12 protein-coding genes are annotated in these 13470 nt (G+C 38.2%); 6 read left to right on the forward strand and 6 right to left on the reverse strand.

Annotated elements, in window-relative coordinates:
* Nucleotides 1-10: 10 nt before the first annotated feature.
* The 4 genes from TR08_RS11230 to essC are packed head-to-tail and all read right to left on the reverse strand — an operon-like array spanning nt 11 to nt 7064.
* Nucleotides 11-1441, reverse strand: a complete 1431-nt coding sequence (locus tag TR08_RS11230) for an Mbeg1-like protein (RefSeq protein WP_045518282.1) — start codon at nt 1439-1441, stop codon at nt 11-13.
* Nucleotides 1442-1445: 4 nt separating this feature from the next.
* A complete protein-coding gene (locus TR08_RS11235; protein WP_045518283.1) occupies nt 1446-2183 on the reverse strand; it encodes a hypothetical protein in 738 nt (245 codons plus the stop codon).
* A 14-nt stretch (nt 2184-2197) separates the two neighbouring features.
* Nucleotides 2198-2449 carry a hypothetical protein gene (locus TR08_RS11240; RefSeq protein ID WP_045518284.1) on the reverse strand — a complete coding sequence of 84 codons (252 nt, stop codon included), beginning with the start codon at nt 2447-2449 and terminating at the stop codon, nt 2198-2200.
* Nucleotides 2442-7064: a type VII secretion protein EssC gene (essC, locus tag TR08_RS11245; protein WP_045518285.1), complete on the reverse strand. Its 4623-nt coding sequence runs from the start codon at nt 7062-7064 to the stop codon at nt 2442-2444. The genes TR08_RS11240 and essC overlap by 8 nt, the downstream gene beginning before the upstream one ends.
* A gap of 493 nt (nt 7065-7557) precedes the next feature.
* On the opposite strand from essC, the gene TR08_RS32485 reads away from it, so the two are divergent.
* The 6 genes from TR08_RS32485 (at nt 7558) to TR08_RS11275 (ending at nt 12371) form a co-directional block, all read left to right on the forward strand.
* Nucleotides 7558-7713, forward strand: a complete 156-nt coding sequence (locus TR08_RS32485; RefSeq protein ID WP_193747720.1) for a hypothetical protein — start codon at nt 7558-7560, stop codon at nt 7711-7713.
* 75 nt (nt 7714-7788) lie between these two features.
* Complete coding sequence (locus TR08_RS11255; RefSeq protein ID WP_045518287.1) at nt 7789-8475, forward strand: hypothetical protein; 687 nt, start codon at nt 7789-7791, stop codon at nt 8473-8475.
* A gap of 2 nt (nt 8476-8477) precedes the next feature.
* Complete coding sequence (locus tag TR08_RS11260) at nt 8478-8741, forward strand: DUF4176 domain-containing protein (protein WP_045518288.1); 264 nt, start codon at nt 8478-8480, stop codon at nt 8739-8741.
* Between the two features lie 150 nt (nt 8742-8891).
* Nucleotides 8892-9521, forward strand: coding sequence for a PD-(D/E)XK nuclease family protein (locus TR08_RS11265; protein WP_238579118.1), 630 nt, complete (start codon nt 8892-8894; stop codon nt 9519-9521).
* Nucleotides 9522-9756: 235 nt separating this feature from the next.
* On the forward strand, nt 9757-10353 hold the full coding sequence (locus TR08_RS11270) for a DUF5317 domain-containing protein (protein WP_045518289.1): 597 nt from the start codon (nt 9757-9759) through the stop codon (nt 10351-10353).
* A 176-nt stretch (nt 10354-10529) separates the two neighbouring features.
* Complete coding sequence (locus TR08_RS11275) at nt 10530-12371, forward strand: bifunctional diguanylate cyclase/phosphohydrolase (protein WP_045518290.1); 1842 nt, start codon at nt 10530-10532, stop codon at nt 12369-12371.
* Between the two features lie 117 nt (nt 12372-12488).
* Here TR08_RS11275 and TR08_RS32490 read toward each other — a convergent pair whose 3' ends face one another.
* On the reverse strand, nt 12489-12632 hold the full coding sequence (locus TR08_RS32490) for a hypothetical protein (RefSeq protein ID WP_193747721.1): 144 nt from the start codon (nt 12630-12632) through the stop codon (nt 12489-12491).
* A 39-nt stretch (nt 12633-12671) separates the two neighbouring features.
* Nucleotides 12672-13349, reverse strand: coding sequence for a copper homeostasis protein CutC (locus TR08_RS11280; RefSeq protein ID WP_045518291.1), 678 nt, complete (start codon nt 13347-13349; stop codon nt 12672-12674).
* Nucleotides 13350-13470 lie beyond the last annotated feature (121 nt).

The raw sequence follows: 13470 nt of genomic DNA on the forward strand, positions 1-13470 counted from the left end.
CCCCTAATCGTTAATAGAAAGAACGTGCCTTTCCAGCCAACGACCTTTCTGTTTGTTCCAGTAATTCACCTGTTTTGTTGAGATAGGCAATATTTTCATTGATTCGAGAATGAAAGGCCGTCAGGATATCCGCCTTAAAAACATTATCAAGACCTAAAAGTCCTGCTTCACCGTACAAACTATCAATCATGCTATTAAGATGCTGTGTTTTCCGTTTGATTGCTTGTAATCTCGAAGAATAGTAATCTAGTCTCGACAAATCTACCTTTAGGTATGGCTCTGGTGAAAAGCCGCTGGCGGAAACCCTGCCCCCGAAATGAGCTAAAAATTTCGTTGTTCTCTCAATAAGCTGATCAAAGTAGTTGGTTAGTGTTTGCTTTAATGCTTGAGATACCTTTTGAACCTTGAAAATATACTGAATCGCGGCAATCTTAAGCTGCAGCATTTTATTTTCTATCTCATGAATGGCACCCGCCACCTTGATACCGGAATAAATCAGAATATTATAGGTAGCAAACTTGATAGAGGCGATTGCTTTATCCGTAAGCGCCTCATACGATAAGGGCAGCATAATGCCTGAAACAATATAGTTTCCGATCCTTCGCCCAGTCGATGCTCCTTCTGAAGCCCCGTTAAAATCCCCATTTTTATTAAAAGCTACCGTGTTTAAGCCGTGGGACCAGGCTGGATTCAGCCATTCCCCTATTCCGTCTTTCTGCACAGTCTTGATGGTGCTGTCGACATAATCCACATAGCCAAGCTGTGAAACAAAATCACCTTCATGGACGATAAAGCGATTGCTGTCACTTCTTAACGCTTCCTGCTGTGCATTTGAAAGCACCCACCAGTTCAATGGCGCACCATTCACGGTGAATGCCTGTAATCTTTCCTCATTCAAGTTGTTTACAAATACATAGTCAGCTAGGTTTCCACCCTTTGAATGTCCTAGAACGAATTTTTCTCCAGATGAATCATTGATAAATTTCTCATAAAAGGAAGCTGCTTCCTGCTGCTGTACAATTTCCTGACCGACTCCCGCTTCAACATTAGACGTCCAGTCGGTTAAAATATGAAACGGATTCGCTAACGATTCACTTCCTCTATATAAGGCAGCTGCATTTCCTGATGTGTCTTGGATGGCATAGCCGACAAAGCCGGAATTGGACTGTTCAGTGAACAATGTATCAAAGGATGGATTGTTGTTTTGGTAACCGACTAATTGCAAATTCCCCAAATTTTCTCCATTCGACCCTGATACGTATTCGTGAATCGCTATTAATTCTGGGTTATCTTTATACTCCGGTAAGCTTATCATTCTATTTACTGCATCCTCAAAACCCAATGGATTATTCGGGTTTACTTTAACCTTCGGTGGTAAATCTATATAGGAAAATTTAAGCAGTAAATATCTCTCTTCATCCGTTAGATTAGATAGTGACATCACATTACTCCTTGAATGGCTCATAATGATTTATTAATTCTTCAGGTCCTTGAAGTTCCAAACGATCATCCACGAATAATTCGCCATAAACCTCACCTTTAAGATTCGACCAAGGCACATTATTGACATCAGCCGTTCGAATATAATCTGAAATATCCTCGTTCTTTCCAACAAACCCGGCAGAAAGTGAGTAATATTTTGTTTGTAAATTCCTCATTATCTCAAAAGCCTTGAACAAGCCTTCACTATACTCGCTTATATTCGGTTCGTTTTCAGATTTAACTCCAATCACAAGATGGACAATTACGTCTTTACTTACATTTTCGATGTAATCATATATAGATGTATTTCTCATACTTACATCATCCACTGGTGCAGTTACAAATATTTTAAACTCACTGTCTTCTGGGAGTACTCCCTTCAATTCATCATTTAAATTCTGGGTCAGCTCCGCACCCCATAAAGCATTGATGTAGCCGTCATAGAATTGAGCTTTCTTGGATTTCACTTCCCCTGCAGAGAAGATTAATTCCGGTTTTCCTTCTGGATACAGGAAGAATTTATCCTTCCCATAATCCGTAAACAAAAGGCTGCCTTCCTTTTTGCCTTCAACTTCAAATTTTTCACCATACTTTTCTTCAAGATGGTTTTTTATTTTATTTTCTGAACCCATACAACCAGTTCCTCCTATAACGACCATGATGGGAAGGAGCATTGTCACAATCCTTTTTCCGATATTCATAAATACCTTCCTTTTTAAATCAGCATCAATTTTGTACCATTTAACAGGCCAAGCTCTTCGGCTGAAGAATTAATATTTAAGATTGTTCCCGTATTTCGATCACAAAGAATGGTGTGATCACTTCCAGTAAAATAGCCCTGTGATAATTCAGTCATCGTATTTGCTAGTAAAAAGACGACTTCATGAACCTTTGTTTTAAGCGGTAAAAAGACATCATAGGTCTGATTTGCAGCAGGGATAAAAACTTCCACCAAAATCTTATCCATAGACGAATGCCTCCTCCTTGTTCACAGTCGATGTTAACAACTTCACTAATTTAGGTTTACCCTTCAATAATACATAGCCAAACTCATTTGGAATCTCTTGATACATGTCATTGCTAATCTTATTGATTTTCAATAAGTATTGTTCTGTAATCCCGCTGCCCACCCAATAACCATCCTGAAGCGATACTTGCTTTTTAAACCAGCCTTCATAGGCAAAGGTATTGATTCGATCTACCTGGTCGGCGATGAGTAAATGAACCTTTAAGGAATCTCCTTTGTCTAAAAACACTGCAAGCTTGTCCTTTCCATCGGAGGAAAGTGACAGATTTAATTCGGTAAAAGAATCGATGATACAAAAGAGTGGTGAAAAAACAGGAGGTTCTGTTCCTTCCGCGATCGCATCCTTTGTTGTGTTATTACGGTAAACAAGCGTATTAAATAAATAAACGATACTATCTTCCATTTGCTGTGCACCTGTAACATACTGATATGCACGGTTCGGGTCAGCAGCAAAGCTGTTATTCGGATCAATCGCAAGCACTTCACTGCCTGCAGCCATTGCGAGAGCCTCCGCAATCCCTTGCATGAAGCGTGTAAGTGCTTCGCCGCTATTGTTTGAGAGTGCTAGCTGGATGAAAGAATCTTTGAAATCAACATACGTATGGTTCAAGGAACTCTTCTCAATACCCACTGGAATCCTGCCATTCTGTCCATTTTTCAACTCATGGCTAAAATAATCGACATCCACTTTTTCCGGCAGAGTAGGAATTCTTTTTGCTAAGCTGCCATTCCAATTGTTGCGCTGCTCGGTACAATAATCTGTAATAAAGCGGTACCGGTCAGTTGCTTGATCCGTAATTAGGGCTATTTGGAATTCATAGACACTATCCTGTTTGAAAATACCTCTGCCTTTAAACTTAGAAGGGTAAACGCCGTCCACATTCCCTAATACACCTGAATAGTCCGAGTTGTCATTTAACTGCAGCACATACAGCTGCTTGAAATTCTGCAGGAGACGATAGCGAATCGCCCCTGTATTTACTGCGGTGACAATAAAGTAAATCCCATACTTGATCCCTTCTCTCGTTAAGAAAGAGATTGTTTCCTCTTGTTCCTCATACATCTCGGAAAAAGCAGCGTAGTTATGAATTACCACCACCAATGAAGCCAGTCCTTGCTCCATAGAGCGGTTGTACTTAATGAAATCACCGCCATAGTTTGCCAATAATTTCTTCCTTCGCTCAATTTCACTTGTCAGCATTTTAAATAAATTGATTAGCTTTTCACCTTCATGGGAAAGAACTACATCTCCCACATGAGGCGCCTCTTTAAACCAGCTCAAGGTCTCGGAACTAAAATCTAATAAGTAAAAATTCAACTCCGCTGGTGAATGCTCTTCCATTAAGGAATAGATCAGCGTCGAGATGAATGTCGTTTTGCCGCTTCCCGCCACACCATAAATCACCGTGTTCCCTTCCTGGGTCAACGGTAATCTTAGAACATTTTGTTGTTGATTGGCTGGATCGTCGTATTCACCAATAATAGGATTCAGCTCAAAACTGTCTTTTTTAAGTGTCGAGTATTTTTCTCTTAAACCATCTAGGTAAATGACTGCCGGAATAGGTTGCATCCACAGCTGCTTCACTTTAATCTTTTCTTGGGCAGCCAGATTAGCGAGATACCTTGTGATTTCATCTAATTGTTTTGCCGGTTTTTTCACCAAGCCTTTGTGCCGGTCAATCCTTGCATTTTTTATAACCCGGCCGACATGGTCAATGACAGCGATACTATCGTCGTACCGTTTTTCAAGCTTTTCAGTTGGATAATAAGGTGCCCCTGCCCAAGCAGATTGCCCGAGCTCAAACACTTCATTAAAGCCTACCTGTAAATAGAAGCGTCCGGTTGTCGATAATTCGGCTGCGTCTGGTCTTTTAATAACCTCCATACTGTCGGCTTTTTCCTGTACCTTCAAACTAATTCTAAATTTACTGTTACTCCAAATTTGATCATCGACAACCCCAGAAGGCTTTTGAGTTGCTAAAATCAAGTGTACGCCGAGACTTCGACCAATCCGTGCAGCACTTACCAGCTGCTCCATAAACTCCGGCTGCTGGGTTTTCAACTCGGCAAATTCATCGGAAATAATGAATAAATGCTGCAATGGCTGTGTTACAAGACCATCGCGGTAAAGCTTCTGGTATTTATAAATATCAATATTGCTTTCGTTGACATTTCTGCTTGTTTCACTAAAAATTGCCTGGCGCCGTTTCAATTCACTTTGGATGCTTACAAGTGACCGCTTAACCGCAGCACCATCTAGATTGGTAATCGTTCCGGCAAGGTGAGGCAAGTTTTGAAAGGCATTTGCCATCCCCCCGCCCTTATAGTCAATCAAGATAAACGCCACTTCATCTGGGTGATAATTGACCGCCAATGAAAGAATAAAGGTCATAATAAATTCGCTTTTACCAGATCCCGTCATCCCGGCAATCAACCCATGCGGCCCATGGTATTTTTCATGTAAATCGATTTTAAACAGCTCTCCCGTTTGGTCAATCCCCACTGGTGTTTCAATTGTTTTCGTAGGGTCATTTTCCTTCCAGCGGGTAGGTGCATTCAAATGCTCAATTTTACTCACTCCGAACATTTCTAGGAAGGTGAGCATCTCTGGAAGTATAAATGCTTTTTGCGATGTATCAAGAATTGTGTTGGAAAGCTTCATTGCAAGAATCTCAGGGTCTACCGGTAAACGACCATCCATTTGAAAAGCCGTATACTGACCCGAAATATCATCTTTGTCATAGATTTTTGAGATTTTCTCATCCAATTCGATAACGGCAGTACATTCCTTCGGTAAATTTTTCAGTTCATCATAAAGTGTAATCAGGCTAAAGCCAATGTCCCTTTTTTCTTTTAAAATAAGATTGAACATTTCTGCTTTTGCTGCTAGCTCTTTATTCATTGAAAAAATAATATATCGCTGGGTTAAGTCTTTTAATTCTTCATCTGCAAGCTCTTTTCGCTGATTGATTTCCTTTTCAAAATAGGCAGACAGCTCTTTAATTTCATTTGCATTTGTCGCGAGGAAACGAACATGCTTCATTTCATCCCAGACATGCGGTAACCACTTAACAAAACTCCACTGTTCCTGCTCATCTTCATCGTAAATAAATACCAGCTTTAATTCGTCATAACTGTGTAAACTTACTATCTGAAATATCAAGCCTTTAACAAAATCTGTGACCCTCGCTTTGTTTCCAATCACCCCGCTGATAGGTTCTTCTATAAAGGATAGGGTGACAGGCACGTTATGTAAGATTTGTGGAGTTTCCACCAATTGATAGAGTTTATCTTGTAAAGGATCTTTCTCAACGGCGAACCGTCTTTCCGGGTATTTTAATTCTGCATTTAACGGCAGGTTACCCAATCCGAGGCGAACGGTTAAAAAATCATTTTGGCCGATTGTTCTTTCCCAGAGATTCCGTTGCTGTGATTGAATTCTCGCAACACAATCTTCGAGCGGTACATGGTTTTCATGTAAGATTTCACTTTGGTGCTGGCATTCTTGCTTAAAAACTTCAGCCATTTCTTCTAAATACTGACTATATCTTTCCTGTCGAAGTTTTTCTTGTTGAGTTCTCCTCTTCTTCTCATATCTTTTCGTTAGTATCGGCCAAAGGATTGTCCCAACTAGCATACTGAAGGACATAACAAGTGTTGGCATAGCCATCATAATATCCCCGTCCGAACGCATAACATTTTGCAAGGTAAATATCCCCATAAACAAGGACGCCATCCCCATCGTTAAGGACGGTCCGAGCATTAACATTAAAGGAGTATCTTCTAAATTAGCCGGCTGCGGCGGCGGGTCAATTTTGATTTCTGCTTTTTTACGATCTCTTTTAAATCGAGGTGAACGAAAAAATAAATCCCCTGTTGATTCATCAACGTTGAACTCATCCAGCTCTTCCTCTTCTAGAATGATTGGTTTTTCTACAGTAAACCGGTTGAAGGCTGTTCGTTCCAGATAAACCAACCGGTGAGGATTATTTAACGCTAGTAATCTTTCATTAAATATGATTTTTAAGCCCATTATGTAGATAACGTCGCCAATGGAGAGAGTTTTTTCAGCTATTCTTTCCCCATTCACATAGGTTCCGTTGGCGCTATTTAAATCCTTTATGACCGCTGTACCACTAGAGTCAAACTCGATGACACAATGAAAGCTTGAAACTAATTTATTGGTAAAACAGATTTGATTTTCTTTTGATCTCCCAATCTTAATCGTTTGGGCTGCGGCATAGTGTTTAGTGAACTCATTTTGTTCAATCGAAGGAGGTTCTACATATAAAAGGGTATCTGGCTCGTTTTTGCGTTGAATGGTATAGGTTTTAAAAGGTTCAATTGGTAACTTATTTATCTTTTCATGATTAGATTGAGGTATGTAGGCATATTTATTTGACTTCAAATACCATTGCCCATTTTCTGCTTCAACAGCCATCAAATCGAGTGAGTTACCTTTCTCGTCTACAGTGGTAAGAATATATCTTCCGGTAATCCGACTTGGTAATACGAGAGTAGATGCTTTCTTTCGGTCAAACAGGGTAAGTATCACTGAAATTTCTCTCCTTGCAAAAATAAGAACTTTCCTTATTTGAAAATAATATTATAAGTGATTGTCTAATTTTTTTCTAAAAATTAGAAAAAATATTTTTTCCTCCATCAATGTTGGGTATAATGGGTAATGAGTTTGGGTTTCTACTAAATATATGTTATTTATTACTTAATCTTACAATATCGAAATCGATAGTCAATCGTTTATTGTCAATTTTTCCTTTTTTAGGAAATGTGAATTGATTCTAGTAAAAAAGACCCATATCCTCCCGTCCAGGTTGATAGATTGGTATTTTATTACACTTATAATTATATTATTATAATTTTATTGCACCATAAAAACATAGTAAAAATGTGATGGTATGGAATTTAATCTACATCAGGCCCTATCACAGGCAAAACAATTTAGTGAACTCGCCTCTACCCTTCGCAACAACAAAAACAGTATAATCTCATTAAAAAACTCCCTTGATCACAACTGGAAGGGCACAGAAATGGTACACATGGACCATGCCGTTGCGACTATGGCGAACGACCTTTCAAAAATTTCCAGCCAACTAGAAGCATTAAGTAACGATATTTCGGCAGCTGAACCTAAGTATTCCATCTGTCATTTTGAACTTAGTCAAGATCGTACAGGGTTCTCGTGAAAAGCATTTATAGCCAAAAAGAAGATATTGTCGTCTTAGGACAATACCCTGAATCACAATTTCCAGGTGTTCTTTATGAATGGGAGGGAAATAAATCCTATGTCAACCGTTCCAACTAAATCTTTACCAGCACACAATAGTACTGATCGAAAAAATGCCCTTACACTAAATATCTTTTTCTTTGCGGTTAGCGCATTTATTGCCCTTGCAAGCTTCCAGTTTAACTCTGTTGTTCCTAGTTGGCTGAATTCCATCTCCGTTGGACTTGGAGTCATTGGCAGTGGAATGTTTATTTACGGATTTATTCTTCGTTCAAGTGATCAATTAAAAAAGCGATTAGGTTATTTTACTGCTTTTTTTCTTGTTCTTATCAGTGTTCAGCTATTTTTCCTAGCTAACACCATGTATATATCAGATGTTGAAGCAGGAACAATTTTAGAGCAGGTTAATTTCTTGAGTGCTTCCATATCTGAGTATTTAATTATAGTTGCTATACTATCCTTTTTCGTCTATATTTTGTCATCACCTAAACTGCTTTTTCGAGAAGTGAGAAGTCTCAAAGTATATCTTTGGGCCATTACTGGAGGAGCTGTTGTTGTCTTCCTTACCTTTTTAGTAATGGTCTTGGTTAAATCCGCCATTTTTGTAAGCCCTGAAACGGTTGAAGCTCCCTATGAATTTCTTATGGCCTCTGTCATTTTAGGTTTTGGTGGAATTTCCGTCTTCATCCTAATACTTCGTTCAAAGAAAAGGGGGAATTGACGATGGAAAAATATTTACCGATTGGCTCTGTTGTACAGCTGCAAGGCGGTACGAAACGGGTCATGATCTACGGTCGTAACCAACAGCAGATTGATACAGATCAAGTATGGGATTATATCGCCTGCCTATATCCTGAAGGCAATATTAGTGAAGAATATATGTACCTTTTTAATCATGAACAAATTGATAAAGTATATTTCGTTGGTTTTCAAGACGAAGAAGAATTTGAGTTTAGGAAAGAACATTTACAGTTGGCTATTAAATAATTCCAGTGCGCTAGTCCTGCCTTTTCTGGTTGTGACTGGCGTTTTTTACTTTTGAAGTATATGGCAATTTCCAGATGAGTTCTATGTAGTATAATGATTTTAGTAGACTTTTTAATTCAACGTCTGCGAAGCACGCTGAACTCCGCCTTTATGGATTCAAAGATCCGTGCCGATATGTGGAGAGAGAGACCAAATCATTTTCAAATGCTCCATGAAATCTATTATAACGGGGAATTGCCTCAGGATAAGGTCGACGAAATTCAGAAACGATTAAGTGTTTCTATGGGGAACTTTTTAACGAGCAAAACCTTTACGGATATAAGAGAAAAGAAAGAAATGCATTTTGTTGAGGCCGAGCGTTTTCGGTTTATGTTTATCGATGGGGTCAAGATATTTATCGTTATGGACTTTTTGTATCGTGACATCAAAGAGGGAAAATGGATTATCGTGGATTGGAAAACCTGGAAAGAATCCTTCGAGGACAGACACCAGTTAGCACTGTACGAACTTTATTTACAGAGGGTGTTAAAGGTGAAATCCATTGAAGAGATTGTCATCCGAAATGAATATCTGTTAACCGGCACACACAAAACCTATCAATTAACCGAGACTGATCTCAAAAAAGTCCAAGAACTATTTGGAATGAGCGTCGTCCAAATGCAGCGCTACTTAGATGATATCATCGCCAACCAGCCCATGGACTTCAATCAATTCCCCAAAACCAACACTCTCAAAAAATGCAACCGATGCAACTATAGAGAACTATGTGAAATGTACTAAAAAAAGTCCTCAAACTTTTCATAGTTTGAGGACTTTTTTTGTTAACACTGTCCGCCTGAGGTGGACAGTGTCCACGGGCGGTGACAGGCACCATCTTTAATGTACACAATTTTTCCACATATTTTACTTGATTTCGACAAATTGCAACAATATTATTGTTATTGTGGAAATATTTACCCTTTACAAAATCTTCATTTTTATTAGATTAATATTCTAGCATAGGCAGGTACAACTTATGGTATTTGATGGCATACTTATTTCGTTTATTGTAGGAATACTCAGGAAAGGTAACTTAAGGGCTTTCTCTCAGTTAAATCTTAAGTGGGGTTGGGTATTCCCACTGTTATTGATCATCCAACTAGCTGTATTTATGCTTCAAAACGATAGTGAATTCTTAGGAAACCTGAGCGGATCTATTTACATCGTTGTCTACATCATCGGGTTGCTATTTTTATTTCTAAATCGCAGGAATCCCGGCTTTGTCCTCATTTTCATTGGTGTCTTTCTTAATTTTTTAGTGATGGTACTCAATGGGGGGAGAATGCCTGTTTCGGTAGAGGCTGCAGCAGTGTTAGACCCTGGGTACATCGAAGCTCTAAAAGAAACCTTGTATGCCAAGCATTCAGCGTTAACATCATCAACACATCTTGGCTTTTTAGGCGATGTGATCCCAATTTCTGATCCATACCCGCGAACACAGATCATTAGTATTGGCGATATCATTATGAATATCGGAATCTTCTTTTTCATTCAATACTTAATGGTCCATCATCCACTAGCAAAAAAGGAAGATGTATCTTCCCTTTCTTTGAAGGGAGGTGAGGAAAGATGAAAAAAGACCAAAAACAAGGGCTTAAATTAACTGGTATTCTATACAATGCAATCATTATTGGATCTGTTATTGTTGCTTTAACATCTGGTTTTAGACTAGTATAATCATTTAGAAGTAAATAATGGGGGAAGTGATACATCACTTTCTCCCAATCTAATTATGAGAGTGATGAAATAATGCAGTTTTTAAAGACAACCACCAATAAATATCTTTTTCTTATATCAGTATTAGGCGTCTTAACCTTTATCGCATTTAATGATTTTCAAATCAATTCAAATTTTGAATGGATCATTACTTTTGCACTCGCTGGAGCCATTTTACTCTTAAATCATTATCCTATACTCCTTCCCCCAAAGGGCAACTCCCTTTCTATGGATTCTTCTATATTCCTTGCTTGTCTATTTTTATTAGGACTGGATTTAACTTTGGCGGTATTGCTAATTAATTCGATTTTATTTGCGTTTACACAACGAAAAATTATCTGGTGGAAACATATTTTTAATTTTTCCAGTTATGTATTAATGATTACTAGTACTTATTATGTATTCACTTTGATGGGTGGTACGATTGGCAGCATCCATATCAATAACTTCGTTCCTTATTTAATTTCCTTAAGTACGTACTTTGCCATGAATGTCATTTTTGTCGGATTATTCTTCATATTGGCCGCTGCTGAAAGCTTTGAAAGTGTTTTTAGAGAACTTATTAAAGAAGCACTTGCCCCTTATTTGAGTACGCTCATGCTTTCATTAGTACTGGCAATTTTAATGAGTTCGAAAAGTTTATTTGGACTTTTGCTTTTTACCTGTATTGCCTTTTTACTTTCTTTAGCATTTAAGCAGCACTTTCATTTATTTAAAAAGGTTTCTGAGAAAGCAAACAAAGACTTTTTAACCGGTCTTAATAATCATGGATATTTTAAAGAAATCTTAGAAAAAGAACTTACATCCGCGAAGGAAAGTGATCAACCGTTATGTGTAGTTCTTCTAGATATCGATGATTTTAAAAAATATAACGATTTATATGGACATATCCAAGGTGATCATCTGCTTCAAGAATTTGGATCACTTGTAAAAACAGCGTCAGAAGCTGAAAATTACACAGTTGCCCGCTACGGCGGTGAAGAATTTTCCATCCTAATGCCTAATACAAATCGGCAAAAAGCCAATTCATTCATGAATGAATTGCGGAAGAAAACAAATGACACCTACTATAAAGGTGTGGAAAGTCTCCCTTATGGCTGCTTATCTTTTTCAGCTGGAATTGCAGAATGTGAAAAAGAAACCTATAACATCTCTGAACTTCTAAACAAAGCTGATCAAGCGATGTATGCTGCTAAAGATCAAGGGAAAAACCTTGTTCAAATTTATAATCAGCATTCCGAGTACTCAGCCCAGCGGTCACTCTCTTTAGAAAAAGAATTGGATGAAGCAGAACAGCAATTACGGATCTTTCTTTCAAAGGATGTTTATACGTACCGGCATAGTAAGCGTGTTTATCAATATGCCGTTGATTTTTCAAGGCTACTTGCATTAAGTGAATATGAACGGAAGACACTGATTCTAGGTGCATTAATCCATGACATCGGTAAAATTGAAATTCCTCGGGACATCTTAAATAAAAAGGGAAAGCTTGAGCCACATGAATGGGAAATAATGAAAAAGCACGTAACCTGGGGCAAGGAAATCATTTCAACCAATAAAAAATTAGAAGACTTGATTCCTTTAGTTGAACTACATCATGAACGCTTTGACGGCAACGGCTACCCATATGGATTAAAAGGAAAATCAATTCCTAAACTAGCACGAATACTCTGTATCATTGATTCCTTTGATGCAATGACCACCGAACGTCCGTATCAAAAAACAAAAACATTCAAGGAAGCGATTATAGAATTAAGGACCTGCTCTGGAAAACAATTTGACCCCCAGTTCGTCGAACCGTTTATTGCCATGATTAAACAGCTTGATGATACCGGAGAAATACTTGAAGATGAGCCTTTAGTTGTGAATAGCTAAATAAATATGTAAAAATAAAAAGAAACCTCAAACAAAAAAAGTTGAGGTCTTTTTATGTCGTTACTGTCCGCCTGAGGTGGACAGTGTCCACGGGTGGTGACAGGCACCATTTGCAAACTACTTTTCTTCTTCGAAATTGAAATGATCTCCAGCTTCATCCTTTTCGATGATTTGTTTTAGTTCTCCTGTGTCACCTTTGGCGTTGATGATTTCGAAGATTTGATTGAGTCCTTCGCTTGTTTGCTCTTTCTCTTTTTCCATGGTTTCCTCCGTTTGTTAGGTTATTTTTAATATGCCCAATTATTTCAAGGTATGAACGATTTGTAAGGCTTTTTCTAGGGAGACACATTTTAAAATGTTATGATTTTCTCTTATCGCTGTGCCGAAGTGATAGCAATTCGTCCCCACCTGCTCATCGACCTCTCGGATATTATCTTTTGTCAGCCCGCTGCCAATAAGAATCTCCGTTTCCTTACATATTTCTTTCATTTTCCTTAGGGTTTCCAAGCGAGTTTGCCAGTCACCATGACCTCCAGAGGTTAAAATGGTTTTAATCTCTTTATATCGATCCAATTTTCCGGCTGCTTCGATTAAATTATTCGAACTGTCGATTGCGCGGTGAAAAGTTACCTCCATTGAACCAATATCCGTTAATAATTCTTCAAGCTGGCGGAAATCAACATTCCCTTGTTTATCAAGCATACCTAATACAACTCCATTAGCCCCTAAGGTTCGAATAACCCGTATATCATTTTTCATAATCTCAATGTCATCTTCAGAATAACAAAACGATTGCCCATGTGGTCTAACCATAACGTTTACTGGAATTGTCACACTTTTGACCACCTTTTCAATTAACCCATAGCTCGGCGTAATGCCTCCCTCCGTTAAACCCGATACCAATTCAATTCGGTCTGCACCTGATTTTTCAATTAATTTTGCGTCCTCTACCGTAACGGCAATAAATTCAATTAACATCATTCATTCCTCCTACTTATAAACGAATTATACCAAAGGGGTTCTATTAGTTACTTATTTTACTTTAATAACTTATGAATGTTATTAATTGCTCAACATTTCACAAAGTGTTCAAACAATT

The organism is Neobacillus niacini (assembly GCF_000759675.1).
Classification (GTDB): domain Bacteria; phylum Bacillota; class Bacilli; order Bacillales; family Cytobacillaceae; genus Neobacillus; species Neobacillus niacini_A.

Excerpts from the sequence above, each read along its gene's own strand:
- TR08_RS11230 (WP_045518282.1), bottom strand. The coding sequence starts at position 1,441 with ATGTCACTATCTAATCTAACGGATGAAGAGAGATATTTACTGCTTAAA.
- TR08_RS11235 (WP_045518283.1), bottom strand. The coding sequence starts at position 2,183 with ATGAATATCGGAAAAAGGATTGTGACAATGCTCCTTCCCATCATGGTC.
- TR08_RS11240 (WP_045518284.1), bottom strand. The coding sequence starts at position 2,449 with ATGGATAAGATTTTGGTGGAAGTTTTTATCCCTGCTGCAAATCAGACC.
- TR08_RS32485 (WP_193747720.1), top strand. The coding sequence starts at position 7,558 with ATGGTACACATGGACCATGCCGTTGCGACTATGGCGAACGACCTTTCA.
- TR08_RS11255 (WP_045518287.1), top strand. The coding sequence starts at position 7,789 with ATGAATGGGAGGGAAATAAATCCTATGTCAACCGTTCCAACTAAATCT.
- TR08_RS11260 (WP_045518288.1), top strand. The coding sequence starts at position 8,478 with ATGGAAAAATATTTACCGATTGGCTCTGTTGTACAGCTGCAAGGCGGT.
- TR08_RS11265 (WP_238579118.1), top strand. The coding sequence starts at position 8,892 with ATGGATTCAAAGATCCGTGCCGATATGTGGAGAGAGAGACCAAATCAT.
- TR08_RS11270 (WP_045518289.1), top strand. The coding sequence starts at position 9,757 with ATGGTATTTGATGGCATACTTATTTCGTTTATTGTAGGAATACTCAGG.
- TR08_RS11275 (WP_045518290.1), top strand. The coding sequence starts at position 10,530 with ATGCAGTTTTTAAAGACAACCACCAATAAATATCTTTTTCTTATATCA.
- TR08_RS32490 (WP_193747721.1), bottom strand. The coding sequence starts at position 12,632 with ATGGAAAAAGAGAAAGAGCAAACAAGCGAAGGACTCAATCAAATCTTC.
- TR08_RS11280 (WP_045518291.1), bottom strand. The coding sequence starts at position 13,349 with ATGTTAATTGAATTTATTGCCGTTACGGTAGAGGACGCAAAATTAATT.